This window comes from Idiomarina loihiensis (assembly GCF_024584785.1).
In the GTDB taxonomy this organism is placed as follows: domain Bacteria; phylum Pseudomonadota; class Gammaproteobacteria; order Enterobacterales; family Alteromonadaceae; genus Pseudidiomarina; species Pseudidiomarina fusca.
Map to the genome: position 1 here is coordinate 1,346,333 of NZ_CP074112.1, position 20,999 is coordinate 1,367,331.

Consider the following 20,999-nt stretch of genomic DNA (forward strand, 5'->3'; position numbering starts at 1 on the left):
TTATCCCTCCTCACCCATATTGAAGTCTAGTTGTACAGTTTGGCCAGGCTGACGCACAGCTTTACCATCAACTACCTTCGGCTTGTACTTCCAGCGTAATAGTGCTCGGCGAGCTTCTTGGTCAAATACCCGACGTGGGTTCGAATCAATAATCTCGACATCAGTTACACCACCGGTTTCATCGATAGTGAATCTAAGCACTACGTAACCTTCAATGCCATCACGTTGCGCCGCTGGCGGATAACGTGGGTTGATTCGCACAATCGGCGTTGCTTCACCATCGCGAATCATCGCACCACTGGCATCAAAACCTGAATCCGTACCACCAACATCAACATCAAAACCTAAGTCTAAATTTAAGCCGTCTGAATCTGAAGTATCAGGTTCGTTAGGCGGCGTCTCAGGCGGCTGTTGTGGCGGCGGAGGCGGTGGTGGAGGCGTACGACGACGCTGATCCACATCCGAATCCGGTGGATTCGTCACAATTTCAATCGGTGCAGTCGGTGGTGGACCTTCGTTACGTCCCTCACCGCCGCTAATCAAAAAAGCCATGAAAGCGAACAGAAGGAACGTAGCTGCAGCACCTAATAGTATTGATACTATGAAGCGCACCATAATTAATCGTCCTCTGCGGCTATGGATATCTTGTCAATACCCGCTTCCTTGATTTGATCCATGACCTTAACGACAACGCCATGTTTGGCTTCTTTGTCCGCCTGAATCACTACGATATCAGTTGGCTGTTCGGCCAAAAGACGCTCGATGTTTGCGCCTACACGCTCAACATCAACCATACGCTTGTCCATCCATACTTCGCCGTTCGCACGAATAGCGATAAAGATGTTAGCAGAAGGTTTTTTCTCTGCTTGACTTGCTTCTGGCTTGTTCACGTCAATACCAGCTTCTTTAACGAAAGAGGTGGTTACGATGAAGAAGATCAACATGATGAATACGATGTCTAGCATCGGCGTCATATCGATCGCTGCATCTTCCTCTTCACGAAAACGTTTACGTGCCATAATTCTTCTCTCTTAATGATGTGGCAAACTGTCGATTAGCTTGTCTTTGGCCCGACGTACCCGCGCTTCTAAGCGTGATGCGAAGAACATACCAGACAATGCAGCAACCATTCCCGCCATAGTTGGGATGGTAGCCATCGAAATACCCGACGCCATCAGACGTGGGTTACCAGTACCTTGTACCGCCATGATTTCAAATACTGCAATCATCCCGGTTACGGTGCCTAGTAGTCCGATCAACGGACAAATCGCTACGCAGGTTTTAATCAACAAAATGCGCGCGTTTAGCTTTTCGTCGGCTTCAGAAATCCATGCTTCACGGATTTTATGAGCGTACCACGAGGTGGTATCTTCACGGGCGTTCCATTTATCAACAATTTCTTGTTTGATTTTAGGAAACGAGCCGGTCAGGAACCAGTAGCGCTCTATCATGAGTACCCACATGAGAAAGAGCGCTCCCATGACGACGTACAAGACGTCGCCACCGGTACCCAGAAAATCCCTGATAGATTCCCAGAGTTCCATCAGGTATACCATAGGATTACTCCTTCTTCTCCGCGTGAGCGGCGACGATACCTGCAGCTTGCTCGTCTAATACGTGAACAATAGACTTAGCACGCGCTGCCACAATGGCATGTACAAGAATCAGTGGCAATGCTGCAATCAGACCCAATGCGGTGGTCACCAACGCCATTGAGATGTCACCAGCCATGATTTTCGGATCACCGGTACCAAACAAGGTGATTGATTGGAACGTACCGATCATACCTACAACTGTACCTAATAGACCTAGCAATGGTGCAATCGCAGCCAGAATCTTGATGATGTTAACGCCGCTCTCAATGCTTGGAGTCTCGCGCAGAATAGCTTCATCAAGTTTCAATTCTAGGTTTTCGGTGTCAGCGTGTTTGTTCTCTTGATAAACCTTCAAGATACGGCCCAAGGCGTTTTTGCTTGATGGATTCTCAGTGTTTTTCAACTGTGAACGCATCTTCGCGCTTTCTAAGCCTAAGGTTACAAACTTATAGATAGCAATCAAGAAGCCCACGATTAACGCTACAGTAATAACGTAACCTACGGTGCCACCTTGGTGATAACGCTCTTCAAGAGTTGCTTTCTGAGTAGCTAGGTTCAAGATTTGACCACGAGCTGGGTCAATGTATAAACCTTCGTAGCCAGTAGTTGCACTTTCAAATGCGCTAACAGCAGATAACACGAAGCCTTCAGGCTGACGACCTAGGGGTTGAATTTCTTCAGCTGAGTCGTTGTAGTTGAAGTATTCACCGTTAGAGATCAGGTTGAATACACCAATCCGAGTAACGTCACGGTTTTCTGAAGAACCATCAAGCAAAGTAACGTCTGCGTTGAAGGTCACTACTTGACCTGACTGTTGCATCTCGGTTAACCATGCCAACCAAAGCTCTTCTAATTCAGCAATGGTAGGTACTTCTTTCGCTTCAGCTACAGACTCTAGGACGTCTTCACGACCAGGATACTGTGCACTTACGATTGAAGTGGCGATACGACCGATAGTTTCACTCGCTGCACCACGGGCAACACCCACGATTTCACCCAAAGTACCAAGGGCGTTTTGTAGCTCTTGCTCTTTGTTAGCTAATGAAATTTCGTTTTCAGCAAATTGTGTTTGTAAACTTTCGCCACGAGCTTTCTCGTCAGCTAATTGTTTCTTCGCACGGTTTAATAAAGCTTGCTTATCAGCACGAGCGTCAGTGAATTCAGCTTCACGCTCTTTATTGATCTGCTGTGAAGCAGCTCGGTTTTGTTTTACCAGCTCAAGCAACTGCTCAAGAGATTGTGCTTGCTCTTGCGCATAAGCAGAAGTTGCGCCAGCCGTTAATGAGAATGCTGCTGCGACCAGCAAAGATTTCACTAGTTTGTTCATTCTGCACGCTCCGCTGCATAAATTGGCAGTTTGATCAGATCTGGGGCGGTTTGCTTACGCGCCATACGAATAGCTTTGGTTAATGAGCTTAAGTAAGCATCATCAAGCTTTTCCCATGCGCCAGATTCGACGTTATAAATCCAACCGTTTTTCAAATCTAACGATTGTGCCATTAATGCTGCACGGCCTAAGTGGAAGAAGTCTACAGAGATTTCTTCACCTTCGAACTGCAACTTGCCTTCGTATGCAATCAGACCTGAACCGTAGTCCATTTCTGCTTGATAGGCTTCAGTGATTTGACGGAATTGCTCAGAGGTAGCAACGTTAGATGCACCCATGATTTCACGTAAACGTTCAACTCGAGCCAAACGGCGCTCTTTGTGAATTGGAATGTCCAGCTCCACAAACTGCTCCAAAGCGTCGATCATTTTGTACATCAAAGGAACAACGCCTTGCTTCGTTGCTTCGATGCCATCGATCTGGCGCTGTAGAGAAGCCAGTGATGCGTTTTGGTCATCAACCAAACGTTGCACGTGGTCGTTGTAGACTTTTAAGTTTTCATATTCGTCTACAATTCCGCGATATTCGTACAGCATATCTTGGCTTTGCTCAAACAAAGAATTGATCTTTTGCTGAGAGCGTTGATCTGCGGCGTGGATTTTAGCTTCTTCGTTTTGCAACGTAGAAACGTCTTGGGCAGCTACTGTCGCGCTACCTGCAATTGCAAACATGCCGATAACGGCAGCAGCAACTTTGCTTTTATTGATTACTTTGGTCATAGTTCCCAACCAATTTGACTTAACTTTAAGCGTAACAGCCTTATGCTGTTAGCCTCCCAGTTATTTGAGTGACGAAAAGAGTTTAATCAACACTTGCAGCTATTACCATTAGGAGTACTAAGGTAATAATGACTCAATACTCCCACGATACAAGTAATCCTGTCAACTACCGATATCAGTTATAGCTTACAGCAAAACCTTATATAATGACGTTTACAGCATCTTAACAGATGCCTATGAAGCACTTTAGTAAATGCCTTCCACTGGCTCGCCAAACTACCCTATTTTAGAGTTTGGTTTGGCTTGCAGATGGAGTACAGTACCTAAATCTAGGTAGTAACCACCAGCGCAAGGAATGAGCATGGCCTCATCAGCATCCTCAGTACATACACTAAAGCATCAGTTAGCTCATTTGCAATCCCAAGTAGAGCAACAATTAGCAGCTTTAGCATTACGCATTGATCGTTTGCAGATTGATGAAGAACAATTCGTCGATTGGTTTGACGCCCAGCTGTTTCGGGCTGATGCCACCTGCCCCGCCGACTACTTGGCAGAAGTACGGCTGCATTTGCATGCCTTAGTGCAGCAGCGCCAACCACAGCGCACCGAGTGGCTCAGTGCGCGCATAGCCGACCAACTGCAAGCGTTGCATCAAGCGGTTGCATGGTTTGAGCGGAAGTAAAAGCCAAGCGCTTGTTGTACGTGCGTTGGCAACTCTGGCAAGGCGGCTTTAGGAAGTAAATAAGTCGCCATCGCAAAGAAATCTTTGAACACCCGATTTTGTTCCGTGGTGCGGCGCAGATAATCATGCCCAGAAGAACCACCAGTACCAATTTTAGTCCCCAACATACGCTGCACCATCATCGCGTGCTTATAGCGCCAAATCGTCAGCTTCTCGTCCATTTCTGCTAATCCGGTAATCACCTGATGTGCTAAGTGAAAAGCTGGCTCTTCGCGGTACTGAGTAATAAACAAAGCACTTAACATGGCCTGCTGCGATAGACGTACCTGGCCATTTTTTTGCAACTCAATATAACGATTGTTATCAAAAAGAGCGGCAAAATTATCCCGATTTGACTGTAATGACGCCAGTTCCGTCGCCAACTGCTCGGGTGTCGCCGCGGTTTCACGAATAATTTTTTCATCATGATCTAATGCGGCCGTTACAGCTTGTTGGTAAGTTTGCCAAAAACTAAAGTCGTTAAACTCTAAAAAAGGCATACGTGCCAACCAAGCATCCACTCGGTCAAATAAACTAGGTTGCTGTTCTAACGCTTCTAAATAAGCACGGTCAGTGTCATTCAGGCGGTTATAAAAGGATTGCTGATCAAAAGCGATACGATGGCCACGCGTTAACCCGAGCAGAATTTCCAGTTCTTTGAACTGAATACTTTGGAACCCAGAAGCTGGCACCAAGTAATCCCGAAACGCCAAAAACTCTTGCGGGGTCATGGTCTCGATAATCCCGACCTGGTCATTCATTAAATCTTGAATGGCCAGCACACGACGCAGTCGGTGGGCTAACGTATAGAGCGTGCGGTCATCTAATTGGTCGGCTTGCAAAGCTTGATGAATAGAGCGCAACTCGTGCAGAACTTGTTTAAACCAAAGCTCATAAACTTGGTGCACAATAATAAAGAGGGTTTCGTCGTGCGCTTCTGCACCGTATTTGCGGCTATGCGGAGCTTGCGCATCTAGGAGTTTATCGAGCTGTAAATACTCGCCGTAATAAACCGGTTCGATATTTTTAGGCATGGTCATCTCAATTCATTAACTGTAAGTGAATTAAGATAGTGAATTCTTCGTGCGGGAAACTCAAGTAGGATTTTGTTGTTATTGGGTGGCGGCCTCACCAGCCAGCACCCCGGCACACACATCCCTAACTACGGCTGCTCCCTTCCGGGCCTGACCGGGTTCGCCAGTTCGTGTTGCGGGGGGACCAATGAGGCCACCATAACGTCGCGCATTATTACGCAAAGGCAGTTGAGTAGCAAGGCTTGCCGTCTCAACTGCCTATTATTGCAGCAATCTTACTATTTTTTGCGCTGCAAGCGCTCAGCAATGGCTTTACGAGCGGTTTCAGAACTCAGTGCTTTGATAAAGATATGGGCTTCGCGCTCAATTCTATCAGCTACCGGTTCATCCTGCTCTTTGATCAATCGTTTTGCAGCGCGTAAGCCAGCCCGAGGCTTACTTGCCAAGGCTGCAGCTACTTGCTCCAGTTCGACCGCTAGTTGCTCTGGCGCTACGACTTTATTGACCAGCCCATAAGCTAGTGCCGCACTAGCATCAAAGCTATCGCCTAATAACAGTAATTCAGACGCACGCAAGTGCCCAACTAACTTAGGCAGTAACAAACTCGATGCGGCCTCTGGTACCAAGCCCAAATTAATAAAAGGTAGGGCAAAGGTAGCGCTAGAGCTGGCATACACCAAATCACAATGCAGCAAAATGGTGGTTCCGATACCAATGGATAAACCATTGACGCCGGCTACCAAAGGCACGCTAAGCCGACTCAAGGTGTATAAAAACTCAAACGGTGGTGCGCTATCATCCAAATCTTCAATCGCCAAGAAGTCATGCAAGTCGTTGCCGGCAGTAAAACTGTCGCCCGAACCGGTTAAGATCACAGCTGAAATGCTGCTATCACGATCAGCATCTTGTAACGCTTTGCTGAGTTCAAGATACATGGTTTGCGTTAACGCATTCTTCTTATCTGTTCGGGTTAGTGTTAACCACAACACCCCTTGCTTTACTTCTTGTTTGACAAACCCTGAGCTGTGTTTACTCATGTTCACGTTTTTCCCATGCTTTACGCGTGCCTTCGTACACTGGCAAAATTAAATCTAAAGCGGTTTGCCCATTACTTGGTAGCGTTTCGTTATTGTCGCGAATTGGGGTGACTCGTTGGCCCCATTTAATGATGCCGGCGCCACAGGTTAGGCCACCACCGAAAACTGCTGACACTATAGTATCACCCGGTTTAACGATACCCTGTTCAACCGCTTCACAAAAAGCAATAGGTAAGGTGGCAGAAGAGGTATTGCCGTATTTTTGAATATTAATCACGGTTTTCTCTTCCGGCACATTACACATCTTGGCCAAGTAATCGATCAGGCGCTTATTCGCTTGATGCGGTATGAGTGAATCTATGTCATCGGTCGTCAAACCGGTTTCTGCAAACACCTTTTCGACGGCCATGTTCATGCCTTTCACTGCCCGCTTGAAAATCTCTTGGCCAACAAAATTAAACGGCATGATGCCGTCAAAGCCAAAGCGGTCAAAACTCATGCCAAACTCTAACGCCAGAACATCGCGGGCATCAGCATCGCAAGTGACGTGAGAGGCTAATAAGCCACATTCTTCGGTAGTTGCTTCCAGCACCATAGCGCCAGCGCCGTCACCAAAGAGCACTGCGCTTTCACGCTTGGTCCAATCCAAAATGCGGGTTAAGCGCTCAGCTCCAATAATCAGTACTTTTTTATGGGCGCCGGTGCGAATCGCTTGCGTTGCATAATGCATCCCATATAAAAAACTGCTGCAGGCAGCATTAAGATCAAATGCCGCAGCATATTTGGCACCCAAATCACGCTGCACAGCTGAGGCCACATTGGGGATAATTTCGTCTGGGGTACAGGTACCAACAATGATTAAATCAAGGTCATTGGCATCAAGGCCAGCTGCGGCCAAGGCATTGCGCGCCGCTACTGTGGCTAATTTGGAGGTGCCGACGTAGCTTACCCGACGTTCTTCAATACCAGTACGGGTGCGAATCCACTCATCCGAGGTATCTAAAAAAGTAGCTAAATCGTCGTTGGTCATAATAGCTGGCGGCAAGCATTTGCCCCAGCCGGTAATTTCTGCGTATATTTTCACGTTATATAAACCTATAGTCACCTGTCGTTTTTCGCTATCATAGCACGATTGTTAACAAGAGAAATGTCCGACCATTTAATCAGCTTATGAACTCACGTCAATCAATACGTACGGGCACGCCTAGCGCTGCTACCACTTTCACTACCGAACTTGGTAGTTGGCACCTACAACGCTTTCCGGCGCGCAAGCAAGATCCTTTGCAGGCTTGGGATGCGGCTGATGAACTTATACATAGTTGGCTAGCGACGCAGCGTCCGCAATGGCAGGCACCGCTATTAATTAATGATAGTTTTGGTGCACTGCTGATGGCTTGCCACTCTGAGCTACTCACTCCGCCACCGGTCGTTCATAGCTTAACCGACTCTTACGTGAGCCAGCGTGGCTTTCAACACAATAGCAAACTAAATCAGCTGAACCTGCAACTACCGGCTTTAAACCTCTTACAACCGCTGCAAAACTTGCCACCTAATATTGATGCTGTGCTTTTGAAAATACCGAAAAGTATCAGCTTATTAGAGTTTCAATTAGCAACGCTAGCTACCACACTGAAACCAGGCACCCCCATAGTGGCAGCGGCGAAAAGTAAGTTATTTACTCCTAGCGTGCGGCAACTGTTTGAACGTTACTGCGATAATGTCTCGGTATCCCTTGCCAGTAAAAAGTCTCGCACCTTAGAGGCGCAGCTGAAAGCGGTTGCAGACGCTGAACCTGCCGACTTTATTGATGCATGGCAACTGCCTGAATACGGCCTAGAAATGCGCCATCATGCAGGGGTGTTTGCCCGTAATGCACTTGATATTGGCGCTCGGTTTATGCTGCAACACATGCCCGCTGCGGGCGCCAATCGGGTTATCGATTTAGGTTGCGGTAATGGCATCCTGGGGATTGTTTATGCACAGCAATCGCCTCACAGCCAAGTGACTTGGGTCGATGAATCTTATTTGGCTATGGCCTCTTGCCGCACTAATATCGACTTGAATTTGCCTCACTCTGAAGCTTATCAAACTCGGGTGGACGATTGTTTGAGTCAACAACCAAGTGCGAGTGCTGATTTGATTCTATGTAATCCTCCGTTTCATCAAGAACATGCGGTTACCGAACATATCGCGCGGCAGATGTTCCGTGATGCTAAGCGCGTGCTGCAACCAAACGGTGAATTATGGCTGGTCGCCAATCGTCACTTACCTTATTATGCTAGCCTTAAGCGTTTGTTTAAACAGGTAGATCAACACGCACAAAATGCCAAATTTGTGATTTGGAGAGCTCGAGGTTAACCATGCTGAAACAGCTTTATTCTCATTTTATTTTAGGTACGTTCCTGCTGACCGCCTTGCTAGCGCCCGCAGCTGCAGAAATTCAACCAAACAACCAGTTTCCGCGAGTGAAGATGGTCACCAGTGCCGGTGATATCGTGGTTGAATTAAACCGTGCTAAAGCCCCACTCACCGTCAAAAACTTTCTTGAGTACGTTGAAATTGGGAGTTACAACAACACAATTTTTCACCGCATTGTGCCCGGTTTTGTGGTGCAAGGTGGTGGCTACGATGCTGACTTTAAAGCCAAAGTAGAGCGCCCTGCTATTGTCAATGAATCTGGTAATGGGCTGAGCAACAGTTATGGCACCATCGCCATGGCCCGAGTGAGCGATCCGCACTCAGCAACCCGCCAGTTTTATTTTAACGTCGCCGACAATACCAAACTAGACCCGAGCAGTAGCCGTTGGGGCTACGCTGTGTTTGGCTGGGTTGTTGAGGGTGAAGACGTGCTAGAGCAGCTCGCGGCAACTGAAACCCATGTGTTTCATGAGCCTACCGGTTGGGGTGATGTGCCGCTTGAGCCGCCCATGCTGATTCGTGTTGATGTGCTGCCGGCGCTCTAATGTCAGCTACCCCTTGGTATAAAGATTTCGCTGTTTACCGAGAGCCAAGGATCTGGGTGATTTTTGGTTTTGGCATGATCAGTGGGTTTCCGTGGGTGCTGATCGGCTCCATGCTCTCCGCTTGGCTGCAAGAAGCCGGAGTAAATCGAGCCAATATCGGTTTATTTGGTATTGTTTTTATTGCTTATTCCATCAATGCACTTTGGTCACCTGTCATTGATCGGGTGCGCCTACCCTGGCTCGCTCGCCACTTGGGACAACGCCGCAGTTGGCTACTGGTCTGTTTACTCGGTATTTTGGCGGCGACCGCCGGTTTGGGCTGGCTGGATGTTACTGCGCAAACCTGGTGGATTGCACTGTTAGCTGTGGTTATCGCGTTTTTATCAGCAACCCAAGATATCGCTATTGATGCCTACCGCATTGAAAGCTTCGGTGCCCACGAAGCGCGCCTACAATCCGCTGGCGCCGCCATGGCAACAGCAGGCTGGTGGACTGGTTACAGCGGCCTTGGCGCCATTCCGTTTTTTCTGGTGGATGGCACCCATTGGAACTGGCAACAAGCCTACAGCCTGCTCACCCTCGTGATGGTGGCGCAAATCTTTTGGGTTATTCTGGCGCCAAACTCCACTCGCTACTCAGCGGTCACCACCCAATTAAAGGCTGGCCAAAGTTGGTTTCACCATACTCTGGTTGCACCCATAGCAGAATTTTTTAAACGCAGCGGCTGGCGATTAGCCCTGAGCATGTTGGCTTTTATCTTTTTGTTTAAGATTGGCGAGGCCTTTTTAGGCCGAATGTCGATTGTGTTCTATAAAGAAATCGGTTTCACCAACGATGACATTGCCATTTACTCAAAATTAGTCACTTGGTGGGTCACCATCGTTTTCGCAATTTTGGGGAGCTTAGTTAATTTACGCCTTGGCATAGTGCGCGGCCTCCTTATTGGTGGTTTAGCCATGGCCGCTTCTAATCTGCTCTTTGCTTGGATAGCCGGGGTGGGGCCTAATACCAACCTACTGTTGGCTGCGGTGATTATCGATGGCTTTACCGGTGCTTGGTCTACGGTCGCCTTTGTTGCCTTTATTAGCTTGTTGTGTAACCGCGCCTTCACCGCTACCCAATACGCCCTGCTTGCCTCGCTGGGTAACCTTGGCCGTACCTTACTCTCATCTTACAGTGGCTTCGTGGTAAATGCTCTTGACGGAGATTGGCAGCTATTTTTTGTGCTCACCGCCTTGATGGTGGTCCCTAGCCTATTGATTCTATTAGCACTCCGTAAGCCATTACTGCGTTTAGAAGCAGCTTACCAGCAGGATTCCAATTAACATGCGTTGGGCCGTCGTTGGTAACGGAGCCCTGGGTAGTTTGGTGGCCATCAAACTCCAGCAACAAGGGCTACAAGTGAGCCTGTGCCCACGCCAGCAACCCGCCGTTGGGCATCTGCAACTGAGTTTTTCAAACCAGCACTATCAGTTAATGACCACTTCATTCGAGCAACTTGAGCCTGGAACCTGCATTTTTGCAGCAGTAAAAGCCTATCAAGTGCAGCCTCTACTCGTACAGTTAGCCCAAGCGCAATTGCTAGAGCGCTGCCCGTTGATTTTAAGTTATAACGGTATGCTCACTCATGAACAGCAGTTGTTACCGGCGCATACTCTCTTTTGGAGCACCACTCACGGCGCCTATCGGCAAGGGCCATTATTAGTTCACGCTGGTGTGGGGCAAAGCTGGCTGGGCTACAGCGTTCCGCAGGCGGCTACGGCTAATAATCCCCCCAGCCCTTGGCTAGTGCCGCAAATACAACAACAATTAGCGGCTGCTTTGCCGCCATTAGCCTGGAGTGACGAGATTAAATTAGTGCGTTGGCACAAGCTCGCCACCAACTGTTTAATTAATGCGTTGACAGTGATTTACGACTGTCCGAACGGCGATCTTTTACAGCTACCCGTACAGCAATTGCAAATGCAACTGGCGACTGAGATCGTTGCCTTAGCTAAGCATGAACAAGTGTCTCTCGATGCTCCGCAACTACTCGCACAGGCGCGCCAAGTGATGCAAAAAACAGCGGCAAATCGCTCGTCGATGCTCAGTGATGTGCGCCAACAGCGACCAACTGAAATTGATTATTTGAATGGATTTGTAGCTCAGCAAAGTGCTCAGTTAGGTCTTGCTGCCCCAGCCAATACCCAGCTGTGGCAGCAACTTACAGAGATTACGCAGGGTTATTTGGGTCTTCAATAAAATCAACCACTTCTAGGCCAAACCCTGACAGCGCTGAATAACGCTTGGGAGAGCTCATCAACCGCATTTGATGGACGCCTAAATCAGCCAAGATTTGTGATCCGATACCGACGTTACGAGAGGCATTAGAGGCGGCCGCCGTTGGCTTTCTTTCGCCACGATCTTCTGCCGCAAAATGAGCAATTTGCTCAAGCATGCCGGCACTATCTTGATGCCGCCCAATAACCACTAGAACACCGCTGTTGGCACCAATAAATTCCATCGCATGAGCGAGCGGCCAGCTGCGCTTAGCAGCGCGCTCAGTGGCAAAGAGGTCATTAAAAGTATCTTGCAAATGAACTCGTACATTCACCGGCTCAGAGCTATTAATGTCACCCTTAACTAAGGCATAGTGGGCTTGTTTATCAATGGTGTCTTGATACGCAATTAACTCAAATTCACCGTACGCGGTGGGCAGTTTACAGTGCGCTTGGCGCTGCACAGTTTTCTCGGTTAACGAGCGGTACTCAATGAGATCAGCAATAGTACCGATCTTGATATCATGCTCAGCGGCAAATTTTTCTAAGTCTGCCCGCCGCGCCATGCTGCCATCTTCATTTAAGATTTCCACAATCACTGCCGCTGGTTCAAACCCAGCCAATCTCGCTAAGTCACAGCCGGCTTCGGTATGGCCAGCCCGATTCAGCACCCCACCTGGCTTGGCTTTCAACGGGAAAATATGGCCTGGCATCACCAAATCGCTTGGCTTAGCATCGGCTGCTACCGCCGCTTGCACCGTACGAGCTCGGTCTGCCGCTGAAATCCCGGTGGTAACCCCTTCTGCGGCTTCAATAGAGACCGTAAAATTAGTGGCGTAAGGGGCGTTGTTTTGATTCACCATGAGCGGCAAACGCAATTGCTCGCAGCGTTCTTCGGTCAGCGTTAAGCAGATCAGTCCCCTGCCGTAACGTGCCATGAAATTGATTGCCGCTGGCGTAACACACTCTGCCGCCAGAATTAAATCCCCTTCGTTTTCACGGTCTTCATCATCCATGAGAATAACCATCTTACCCTGCTTAATATCAGCAATAATATCGGCAGCACTATGTAACGAGCTAGTTGTTGATGGCAAACTGGTCACGATGAAAGGTCTCCTTGGTTCGCGTTGATGGTGGCGGTAATACGAAGATCGGCCCCCACCTGGCGAACATCTCGATAGGTTAAGGTGGGCGCTTGCGCGAGCTGCTGCCATACCGGCAAAGCAAATAAACCTTGCGCACTTGCACCTAATAATTTCGGGGCTAAATATAAAATAAGTTCATCAACCCAACCGGCTGCAATCAATGCGCCGGCCAAGTTCGCCCCACATTCGGTCCAAACCGAATTAATCTGATACGTTTGGGCTAGCTGGTGTAACAGCTCAGCTAAATCTATCTGGCCACTGCTAGTTACTGGCAACTGCAAAATTGTTACCTGCTCCGGCCAAGTTCTGGTCGTCGTCAGTTCGGCACTATGCACCAATAAAATAGGCGCAGCGGTTGCTGTGCTTTCGGTAAAGAGCGGCTCATCACCCTTTAATTTTCCCTGACTATCGATGATCACGCGCAGTGGCTGTTGTTGTACCCATTCGCCGCGCGCCGTCAATCGGGCTTGGTCAGCTAGCACCGTGGTCGCAGTACTCAAAATGGCACTACTTTGGGCGCGAAAACGATGCACATCGGCTCTTGCTGCGCTGCTGGTGAGCCATTGGCTGGCGCCATTTGCTAAGGCTGTTTGGCCATCTAATGATGCTGCCATTTTCAGTCTGAGCCAGGGCCGTTGCCGTTGCATCCGAGCGATAAAACCGCAGTTTAAGGCACGCGCTTGGGTTTCTAACACGCCAACCAGCACCTCAATACCCGCTGCTCGTAAACGTGCGATACCTTGCCCACTCACCAGCGGATTCGGATCTTGCATCGCCACCACAACTTGCGCCACTTGGGCTTTGATGAGTGCATCTGCGCATGGAGGAGTACGACCGAAATGGCTACATGGTTCAAGCGTCACATAGGCAGTGCCATGCTTGGCTGATGCGCCGGCGGCAGCTAAGGCATGTACTTCAGCATGAGGCTCACCGGCTCGTTGATGCCAGCCTTCGCCAACGATCTGGCCGTGCTGCACAATCACACATCCCACCATAGGATTTGGCGCAGCGCTAAACCGCCCTTGCGCAGCTAAATCAAGGGCACGTTGCATATAGAATTGGTGGCACCTAACTGGGGTATTAGTCATTGAGACGAGCTATTTCTTCACCAAATTCACGAATATCATCAAAGGCGCGATACACCGAGGCAAACCGGATGTATGCGACTTTATCCAAGGCTTTGAGGTTTTCCATCACTAAGCCACCAATCATTTTGCTGGTGACTTCACGTTCGCCCGTTGCCCTTAATGACGATTTGACATTCTGCATGGCTTGCTCAATGGCTTCGAGACTAACCGGACGTTTTTCTAAAGCGCGTAATAAGCCACTACGCAATTTATCTTCGTTAAAAGGTTCGCGAGTGCCATCGGACTTTATAACTCGAGGCATGATCAACTCTGCCGTCTCAAACGTCGTAAAGCGCTCTTTACACTCGGTGCATTCGCGCCGACGCCGCACTGAGGCGCCATCGGCAACTAACCGAGAATCGATGACTTTGGTATCTTGCGTGCCACAAAAAGGACAATGCATAATAACTTTCCTTGCCTAACCTAATGAACTCATCGCCCTAATTCTCGACCAAAGAGCTGCTTATCCGTAGACCGGGAAGCGCTTACAAAGGGCTTTTACTTGGTCACGCACGGCACTGATGGCTGCTTCGTCGTTAATATTATCTAACACGTCACAAATCCAGTGTGCCACTTGCTCAGCTTCTGCTTGCTTAAAGCCACGACGCGTAATAGCTGGGGTACCTAGCCGTAATCCTGACGTCACAAAAGGTGAACGCGGGTCGTTGGGTACGGAGTTTTTGTTCACCGTAATGTAGGCCCGACCTAAAGCTGCATCAGCATCTTTACCCGTGATATCTTTATCAATTAAATCAACTAAGAACAAATGGTTTTGGGTGCCACCAGAGACAATCTTGTAACCGCGTTCTTGCATCACTTTCACCATTGCATTGGCGTTGGTTAACACCTGCTGCTGGTACGCTTTAAACTCTGGCTCCATCGCCTCTTTGAACGCTACTGCCTTAGCAGCAATCACATGCATTAGAGGGCCACCTTGGCTACCTGGGAACACACCACCGTTAAGTTTTTTGTGCAATTCAGGGTCATCTTTACCTGATAAAATCAAACCACTACGCGGGCCAGCTAAGGTTTTGTGGGTGGTGGTGGTGACTACATCAGCAAAAGGTACCGGGTTCGGATAGAGACCTGCTGCCACTAACCCAGCCACATGCGCCATATCCACTAGCAAATAAGCGCCTACTTCGTCCGCAATTTCGCGGAACTTAGCCCAATCGACAATACCTGAATAAGCAGAAAAACCAGCCACGATCATTTTAGGCTGGTGCTGCAAGGCTAGCTCACGCACTTCGGCATAGTTAATTTCGCCAGTACTTTCATCTAAACCATACTGCACCGCATGGTAGAGTTTGCCAGAGAAGTTCACATGGGAACCATGGGTTAGGTGGCCGCCATGGGCCAAGCTCATACCCAATACCGTATCACCAGCGTTTAAGAGCGCTAAAAACACTGCTGAGTTAGCCTGTGAACCAGCATGCGGTTGCACGTTCGCATAGCAAGCGCCAAACAACTGCTTGGCTCGCTCAATGGCTAAATCTTCAACCACATCAACAAATTCACAACCACCGTAGTAACGTTTGTGCGGATAGCCTTCTGCGTACTTATTGGTTAACTGCGAACCTTGCGCTTGTAACACGCGTGGGCTGGTGTAATTTTCTGACGCAATAAGTTCGATATGCTCTTCTTGACGTTGTACTTCATCGGTCATCGCTTGCCACAACTCAGCATCATAGCTAGCAATGTTCATCTCATGTTTTAACATCAGGGCTCCTAACTGCAGCAGCTGCCGGAGTGACAGCGGGTTATTGGAAATATCTGTGCGCTAGTTTACCAATATACTTGGGTTAGCGCCAACTTAAGGGTTAAAATAGTCCATTAAGATTTCACCCTCACAAGGAACATGGGCAGTTATGGCACAATATATCTATTCGATGTCGCGGGTCAGTAAAGTCGTCCCGCCGAAAAAGACGATTTTAAAAGACATTTCGTTATCTTTCTTTCCTGGCGCAAAGATTGGGGTATTAGGTTTAAACGGCGCTGGTAAATCCACCCTGTTACGCATCATGGCAGGTATCGATAAAGAAATTGAAGGCGAAGCCCGACCGCTCGCTGGTATTGAAATTGGCTATTTGCCACAAGAACCACAATTAGACGAAGACAAAACTGTCCGTGAAACCGTAGAAGAAGCCGTGGCTGACGTGAAAAATGCGCTAGCTGAGCTCGATCAGGTTTATGCAGCCTACGCGGAAGAAGATGCTGACTTTGATGCTTTAGCGAAAAAACAAGGCCAGCTAGAGGCTATCCTGCAAGCTAAAGACGGTCACAACTTAGACAATATGCTAGAGCGTGCAGCTGACTCGCTTCGCTTACCGCCGTGGGATACCAAAATCAAAGTATTATCGGGTGGTGAACGTCGCCGCGTAGCCATTTGCCGTTTGCTACTGAGCAAACCTGATATGTTGCTATTAGATGAGCCAACTAACCACTTGGATGCTGAATCGGTCGCTTGGTTAGAACGTTTCTTACACGACTACGAAGGTACCGTGGTTGCCATTACCCACGACCGTTATTTCTTAGATAACGTGGCGGGCTGGATTTTAGAGCTTGACCGTGGCTATGGCATCCCTTGGGAAGGCAACTACTCGTCTTGGCTAGAACAAAAAGAACAACGTCTTGAGCAAGAAGAGAAACAAGAAAAAGCTCGGCAACGCAGTATTAAACAAGAACTTGAGTGGGTGCGGCAAAACCCTAAAGGGCGTCAAGCAAAAAGCAAGGCGCGGATGGCTCGGTTTGAAGAACTGCAAAGCGGTGATTACCAAAAACGCAACGAAACCAACGAGCTATTTATTCCACCAGGCCCACGCTTGGGCGATAAGGTACTTGAAGTTCAGCACTTGCATAAGGCCTACGATGGTCGGGTACTGATCAATGACTTAAGCTTTAGCGTTCCTAAAGGGGCTATTGTTGGCATCATAGGTCCGAACGGTGCTGGTAAATCAACGCTATTCCGCATGATCACCGGTAAAGAGCAACCCGATTCTGGTACCCTTGAATTAGGTGACACCGTGCAGTTGGCCAGTGTCGATCAGTTCCGTGATGACATGAATGACAAAAATACCGTGTGGAAAGAAATCTCCGATGGCCAAGATATTCTCCGCATCGGTAATTTTGAAATTAATAGCCGCGCCTATGTGGGTCGCTTTAACTTCCGTGGTAACGACCAACAAAAACACATTGGTGAGTTATCAGGGGGTGAACGTAATCGGGTGCATTTAGCCAAGCTATTAAAAGCTGGTGGTAACCTGTTACTCTTGGACGAACCGACCAATGACCTTGATGTTGAAACCCTACGTGCGCTAGAAGAAGCCTTATTAGAGTTTCCTGGCTCAGCTATGGTGATCTCGCACGACCGTTGGTTCTTAGACCGGGTAGCTACCCACATTCTTGATTATCGTGATGAGGGCGTGGTGAACTTCTACGAAGGGAACTATTCTGATTACGAAGAGTATATGAAAAAGACCCATGGTGAGCATGCTATGGAGCCGCATCGTACTCGTTATAAGCCGATTGGGGTGTAAGTTATATCAGGTTAGCTTCAACCAACACAACGCCTGCCAGAATGACACTGGCGGGCGTTTTTTTCAGAAGCTTCTAGCCATCACTAAAACGGGTAAGCGGATTATCTGGTTGATGCTTCACCTACTACTGGTGCATGTTTCCTTCGCTAATTCCAGCAAGAACCCCACACGCCTCAACTTCCCGGTCATCGTTGCAACTCGCTCTCAGTGAAACGAGTTGTTTCTCAAGCGCTTGCAGAGCGGTTATCTGCGACCGCACATGAGAGATGTGATCATCGAGCAAGGCGTTGACGGCGGTACAAGGCTGATGAGGGTCGTCCTGATAGCTCTGTAGTTCGTGAATCTCAGCCAGTGACAGGCCCAGGATTCTGCAGCGACGGATGAAGGCCAGCCCCTCACCATGCTTCTCGGTATAGACACGGTAACCGTTGTCCTGCCGATCAGGCGGCGGCAACAAGCCCTGCTGTTCATAGAAGCGGATCGTCTGTGTTTCGACCCCTACCAACTGCGCCAACTGACCAATGCGCATCAGCCTCCTCCCCAACGGATTCTTTACTCTATTGACCTTATAGTAGCTTTATAGTTTAAAATGGTACCACAACATTGTTCAAGTGGAGTCGTATCATGAGCAAATCCTGTGGTGGCGCCTGTGGCGGTGATGCAACGTCCGCAGCGGATACCGATATACAGGCCTCCTCCGAGGCGCCAGGGAGATGGGTCAGTGTTTATGCCGTGCCGAAGATGGACTGTCCATCAGAAGAACGAATGATTCGCCTAGCCCTGAACGGCTTTGAGGAGATTCGGGCGCTGTCCTTCGACTTGTCGAACCGCCGGCTGAAGGTCGTGCATGACGGCGAGGTCGAGCCCGTCACCTCGAAACTGAAGACCTTGGGGCTAGGCGCCTCGCTTCAGGAAACCGTCGCTGCAAATCCGGAGACCATCAAGGCCGCCGAGTTTTCGGCAGCTTCTGCTAAGCAAGAATCCGGGACCCTGCGCTGGTTGCTCGGCATCAATGCACTTCTGTTCGTGGTGGAAATGACTGCCGGTCTGATCGCCCGGTCCACCGGCCTGATTGGAGAATCCCTGGACAATTTTGCCGATGCGGCGGTGTACGGGCTTGCCCTTTATGCGGTTGGACATAGCGTGAAAATGCAGGTACGTGCCGCGCATCTTGCTGGTGTACTGCAACTGATCTTGGCTGTGGGCGTGCTCGTAGAGGTGGTGAGACGCTTTGTATTCGGTAGTGAGCCTGAATCGCTGGTGATGATGGCTATCGCATTCGTCGCATTGATTGCCAATACCAGTTGTCTGCTGCTCATATCCAAACATCGGGAAGGCGGGGCGCACATGAAGGCAAGCTGGATATTCTCGGCCAACGACGTGGTGATCAACCTGGGGGTCATCACCGCCGGCGCCCTGGTCGCGTGGACCGGTTCCAATTATCCGGATCTGATTATCGGCACCATCGCGGGGGGCATTGTACTTAACGGTGCCAGACGCATTTTGGCGTTGAAGGGTTAAATAATGCTCATTATTGGCAAAAAGCTCTCGCCGTATGCCCTATTGTCCATATCGGGCCTGCTGGCAGCGTCTGATCAGGCTGTAAAGTGGCTGGTGCAGCAATCAATGGCCTATGGCGAGTATGTTTCGGTGACCCCGTTCTTTAACTGGGTGCACCTATGGAACACCGGTGCCGCATTCAGTCTTTTTGCGAATGGTGGAGGCTGGCAGCGCTACTTTTTTATCGGAATCGCGGTAGTGGTCTCGATTTTTCTGATCAAGCTGATCCTTGAAAATCGTCATAAAGGAGAAGCCATCGCTTACAGTCTTATCCTCGGTGGCGCCATGGGCAACCTGATTGACCGGGTCTTTCGCGGCTATGTTGTGGATTCCTTTGATTTCTATTGGCGAGACTGGCATTGGCCGGCCTTCAACCTGGCTGATATTGCAATTGTCCTCGGTGCCTTACTTTTCGTTTCCAGCAGCTTGTTGGGTAAAAAAGCAAACACCAATGCCGAGTCGGATGGATCTGACTGACACTGCGGCTGCATGAGTACGTGGAGAAGGAATCCTTCAACCACCCCTACACCTTTGTGGCGGCACAGACCGGCCTGGACGAGAAGACGGTGCGCGACATCTTCAACGCCCGCGCCGAGTTCCTGGGGCGCTGGCACCGCTTCGAGACGCCCCGCATCCTGGGCATTGACGAGCTATACCTGAACAAGCGCTACCGCTGCATTCTGACCAACATTGAGGAGCGAACCCTGCTCGACCTGCTGGCCACCCGCCGCCAGGACGTGGTGACCAACTACCTGATGAAGCTGAAAGACCGGCAGAAGGTCGAGATCGTCAGCATGGACATGTGGAACCCCTACCGGGCAGCGGTCAAGGCTGTGCTGCCCCAGGCCCGTATCGTGGTCGATAAGTTCCATGTGGTGCGCCACCACACGGCTCCAGGCAGAAGCCGCCCTGGACGAGTGGATAGCCACCATCCCGAAGGGCCAAGGACAAGAACCGTGAAGGGCGCGGTTACTCCTTCGAGGTGATGCGGGCACGAATGCTCTACACCACGAAGCACAAGAAGAAGGCACCGACTGCGAAGGTCTCTCCTTTCTACAAGAAAACCATCGGTTACGGACTGCCGGACTTCGCAGAGGAACTCAACTACGGAGTCGATCTATCAACCATCTGAGGGTGGTATCAGATTGATGGGGTGAAGGTGCCCCATCAACCATTAAATCCGTATACCCACTAAAACAAAGCTACCTCGGCAGCAGTTAGGTGCCGATACTCACCCGGGCCTAAATCACCCAGTTTAAGCTCACCTATTTGTTCACGATGCAGGCCTTCTACTTTGTTACCAATAGCAGCAAACATCCGTCGCACCTGATGATAGCGTCCTTCTGATACGGTCACTAACGCTTGCTGCGGATGAATAATATCGAGTTGTGCCGGTTCGGTTAACTTTTTCTCACCATGCAATTGCAGCCCTTGTTTGAATAGCTCTACATGGTGCGGCTCAAGCGGCTCGGCCAGCTCTGCTCGATACACTTTCGGACAGCTACGCTTAGGCGAGATAATCCGATGGGTCCATTGTCCATCATTAGTGATCAGCAAGAGTCCAGAGGTATCTATATCCAGTCGTCCTACCGTGTGAAATTTTTCCGGGTTAGGTAAATCTAAGTAAGCAAATACCGTCATATGACGGGGATCGTCATTGGCACAAACGCAATCTAACGGCTTATGCAACATGATATAAGTTGGGCCCAACAGCTTAAGCGTCACCCCATTAAAAATCACTTCCGCAGTCGCTGGCACCTGCATCGCGCCTTTCTTAGCGACCACACCATCAACACTGACCGCCCCGGCATGCAAAGTTCGCATCGCTTCTTTGCGGCTCATTCCGGTGGTTTCGGCTAAAAATTTATCTAATCGCATCTGCATCACCTACGTTTGCCATGGTTGCTCACCAACACC

The 20,999-nt window shown here is 49.3% G+C and carries 22 protein-coding genes, 1 other RNA gene and 1 pseudogene; 9 read left to right on the forward strand and 15 right to left on the reverse strand.

Annotated features, from left to right (window positions below; translation table 11 throughout):
* Genes KGF88_RS06515 through KGF88_RS06535 form a run of 5 tightly spaced genes read right to left on the reverse strand, consistent with a single transcriptional unit; the run spans window position 1 to window position 3,701 of the window.
* Window positions 1-615 (reverse strand): energy transducer TonB, encoded by a 615-nt coding sequence (locus KGF88_RS06515; protein ID WP_153826698.1) that lies wholly within the window; start codon window positions 613-615, stop codon window positions 1-3.
* Window positions 616-617: 2 nt separating this feature from the next.
* Window positions 618-1,019: an ExbD/TolR family protein gene (locus tag KGF88_RS06520; protein WP_092855554.1), complete on the reverse strand. Its 402-nt coding sequence runs from the start codon at window positions 1,017-1,019 to the stop codon at window positions 618-620.
* Between the two features lie 12 nt (window positions 1,020-1,031).
* Window positions 1,032-1,556: a MotA/TolQ/ExbB proton channel family protein gene (locus KGF88_RS06525; protein WP_153826699.1), complete on the reverse strand. Its 525-nt coding sequence runs from the start codon at window positions 1,554-1,556 to the stop codon at window positions 1,032-1,034.
* 4 nt (window positions 1,557-1,560) lie between these two features.
* A complete protein-coding gene (locus KGF88_RS06530) occupies window positions 1,561-2,922 on the reverse strand; it encodes a MotA/TolQ/ExbB proton channel family protein (RefSeq protein WP_153826700.1) in 1,362 nt (453 codons plus the stop codon).
* Window positions 2,919-3,701 carry a DUF3450 domain-containing protein gene (locus KGF88_RS06535; protein WP_110074726.1) on the reverse strand — a complete coding sequence of 261 codons (783 nt, stop codon included), beginning with the start codon at window positions 3,699-3,701 and terminating at the stop codon, window positions 2,919-2,921. The genes KGF88_RS06530 and KGF88_RS06535 overlap by 4 nt, the downstream gene beginning before the upstream one ends.
* 361 nt (window positions 3,702-4,062) lie before the next feature.
* On the opposite strand from KGF88_RS06535, the gene priC reads away from it, so the two are divergent.
* On the forward strand, window positions 4,063-4,383 hold the full coding sequence (gene priC / locus KGF88_RS06540; RefSeq protein ID WP_162014544.1) for a primosomal replication protein PriC: 321 nt from the start codon (window positions 4,063-4,065) through the stop codon (window positions 4,381-4,383).
* Here priC and KGF88_RS06545 read toward each other — a convergent pair.
* The 4 genes from KGF88_RS06545 to KGF88_RS06560 form a co-directional block, all read right to left on the reverse strand.
* Window positions 4,353-5,456, reverse strand: coding sequence for a tryptophan 2,3-dioxygenase family protein (locus tag KGF88_RS06545; RefSeq protein WP_153826723.1), 1,104 nt, complete (start codon window positions 5,454-5,456; stop codon window positions 4,353-4,355). The genes priC and KGF88_RS06545 overlap by 31 nt on opposite strands.
* 92 nt (window positions 5,457-5,548) lie before the next feature.
* Window positions 5,549-5,646, reverse strand: an RNA gene (gene ffs / locus KGF88_RS06550) — signal recognition particle sRNA small type.
* 88 nt (window positions 5,647-5,734) lie between these two features.
* On the reverse strand, window positions 5,735-6,493 hold the full coding sequence (locus tag KGF88_RS06555) for an enoyl-CoA hydratase (protein WP_153826701.1): 759 nt from the start codon (window positions 6,491-6,493) through the stop codon (window positions 5,735-5,737).
* Window positions 6,486-7,577, reverse strand: a complete 1,092-nt coding sequence (locus KGF88_RS06560; protein ID WP_110074729.1) for a ketoacyl-ACP synthase III — start codon at window positions 7,575-7,577, stop codon at window positions 6,486-6,488. The genes KGF88_RS06555 and KGF88_RS06560 overlap by 8 nt, the downstream gene beginning before the upstream one ends.
* A gap of 86 nt (window positions 7,578-7,663) precedes the next feature.
* On the opposite strand from KGF88_RS06560, the gene KGF88_RS06565 reads away from it, so the two are divergent.
* From KGF88_RS06565 to KGF88_RS06580, 4 genes are read left to right on the forward strand one after another with little or no spacing between them, the layout of a single operon-like run.
* Window positions 7,664-8,851, forward strand: coding sequence for a methyltransferase (locus KGF88_RS06565; RefSeq protein WP_153826702.1), 1,188 nt, complete (start codon window positions 7,664-7,666; stop codon window positions 8,849-8,851).
* A gap of 2 nt (window positions 8,852-8,853) precedes the next feature.
* Complete coding sequence (locus KGF88_RS06570; RefSeq protein WP_153826703.1) at window positions 8,854-9,456, forward strand: peptidylprolyl isomerase; 603 nt, start codon at window positions 8,854-8,856, stop codon at window positions 9,454-9,456.
* Window positions 9,456-10,781, forward strand: coding sequence for an AmpG family muropeptide MFS transporter (locus KGF88_RS06575; RefSeq protein WP_153826704.1), 1,326 nt, complete (start codon window positions 9,456-9,458; stop codon window positions 10,779-10,781). Before KGF88_RS06570 ends, KGF88_RS06575 begins: the two co-directional genes overlap by 1 nt.
* Before the next feature lies 1 nt (window position 10,782).
* Window positions 10,783-11,697 carry a ketopantoate reductase family protein gene (locus KGF88_RS06580; protein WP_153826705.1) on the forward strand — a complete coding sequence of 305 codons (915 nt, stop codon included), beginning with the start codon at window positions 10,783-10,785 and terminating at the stop codon, window positions 11,695-11,697.
* On the opposite strand, the gene ribBA is transcribed toward KGF88_RS06580, so the two are convergent.
* The 4 genes from ribBA to glyA all read right to left on the reverse strand — a co-directional run bounded on the left by ribBA (window position 11,669) and on the right by glyA (window position 15,706).
* Window positions 11,669-12,742, reverse strand: coding sequence for a bifunctional 3,4-dihydroxy-2-butanone-4-phosphate synthase/GTP cyclohydrolase II (gene ribBA / locus KGF88_RS06585; RefSeq protein WP_238387080.1), 1,074 nt, complete (start codon window positions 12,740-12,742; stop codon window positions 11,669-11,671). The two genes, KGF88_RS06580 and ribBA, sit on opposite strands and share 29 nt — an antisense overlap.
* Window positions 12,743-12,813: 71 nt before the next feature.
* The gene (ribD, locus tag KGF88_RS06590; protein ID WP_153826707.1) at window positions 12,814-13,947 is read right to left on the reverse strand and encodes a bifunctional diaminohydroxyphosphoribosylaminopyrimidine deaminase/5-amino-6-(5-phosphoribosylamino)uracil reductase RibD; all 1,134 of its coding nucleotides are present in this window, start codon (window positions 13,945-13,947) and stop codon (window positions 12,814-12,816) included.
* Window positions 13,940-14,389, reverse strand: a complete 450-nt coding sequence (nrdR, locus tag KGF88_RS06595) for a transcriptional regulator NrdR (protein ID WP_110074736.1) — start codon at window positions 14,387-14,389, stop codon at window positions 13,940-13,942. Before nrdR ends, ribD begins: the two co-directional genes overlap by 8 nt.
* A 60-nt stretch (window positions 14,390-14,449) precedes the next feature.
* Window positions 14,450-15,706: a serine hydroxymethyltransferase gene (gene glyA / locus KGF88_RS06600; RefSeq protein WP_110074737.1), complete on the reverse strand. Its 1,257-nt coding sequence runs from the start codon at window positions 15,704-15,706 to the stop codon at window positions 14,450-14,452.
* A gap of 148 nt (window positions 15,707-15,854) precedes the next feature.
* Here glyA and ettA point away from each other — a divergent pair, with 148 nt between their 5' ends.
* On the forward strand, window positions 15,855-17,522 hold the full coding sequence (gene ettA / locus KGF88_RS06605; RefSeq protein ID WP_153826708.1) for an energy-dependent translational throttle protein EttA: 1,668 nt from the start codon (window positions 15,855-15,857) through the stop codon (window positions 17,520-17,522).
* Window positions 17,523-17,646: 124 nt separating this feature from the next.
* Here ettA and cadR read toward each other — a convergent pair whose 3' ends face one another.
* On the reverse strand, window positions 17,647-18,051 hold the full coding sequence (gene cadR / locus KGF88_RS06610; protein ID WP_153827425.1) for a Cd(II)/Pb(II)-responsive transcriptional regulator: 405 nt from the start codon (window positions 18,049-18,051) through the stop codon (window positions 17,647-17,649).
* Between the two features lie 95 nt (window positions 18,052-18,146).
* Here cadR and KGF88_RS06615 point away from each other — a divergent pair, with 95 nt between their 5' ends.
* The 3 genes and pseudogenes from KGF88_RS06615 to KGF88_RS06625 all read left to right on the forward strand — a co-directional run.
* Window positions 18,147-19,043, forward strand: coding sequence for a cation transporter (locus KGF88_RS06615; RefSeq protein ID WP_004364974.1), 897 nt, complete (start codon window positions 18,147-18,149; stop codon window positions 19,041-19,043).
* Window positions 19,044-19,046: 3 nt separating this feature from the next.
* The gene (gene lspA, locus KGF88_RS06620; protein ID WP_003821921.1) at window positions 19,047-19,559 is read left to right on the forward strand and encodes a signal peptidase II; all 513 of its coding nucleotides are present in this window, start codon (window positions 19,047-19,049) and stop codon (window positions 19,557-19,559) included.
* Window positions 19,556-20,214 (forward strand): annotated as a pseudogene (locus KGF88_RS06625) (ISL3 family transposase); the annotation flags it as partial. The gene lspA and the pseudogene KGF88_RS06625, both read left to right, overlap by 4 nt.
* Before the next feature lie 59 nt (window positions 20,215-20,273).
* Here the strand turns inward: KGF88_RS06625 and rsuA are convergent.
* Window positions 20,274-20,960 carry a 16S rRNA pseudouridine(516) synthase RsuA gene (gene rsuA, locus KGF88_RS06630; protein ID WP_153825738.1) on the reverse strand — a complete coding sequence of 229 codons (687 nt, stop codon included), beginning with the start codon at window positions 20,958-20,960 and terminating at the stop codon, window positions 20,274-20,276.
* Window positions 20,961-20,999: the final 39 nt, after the last annotated feature.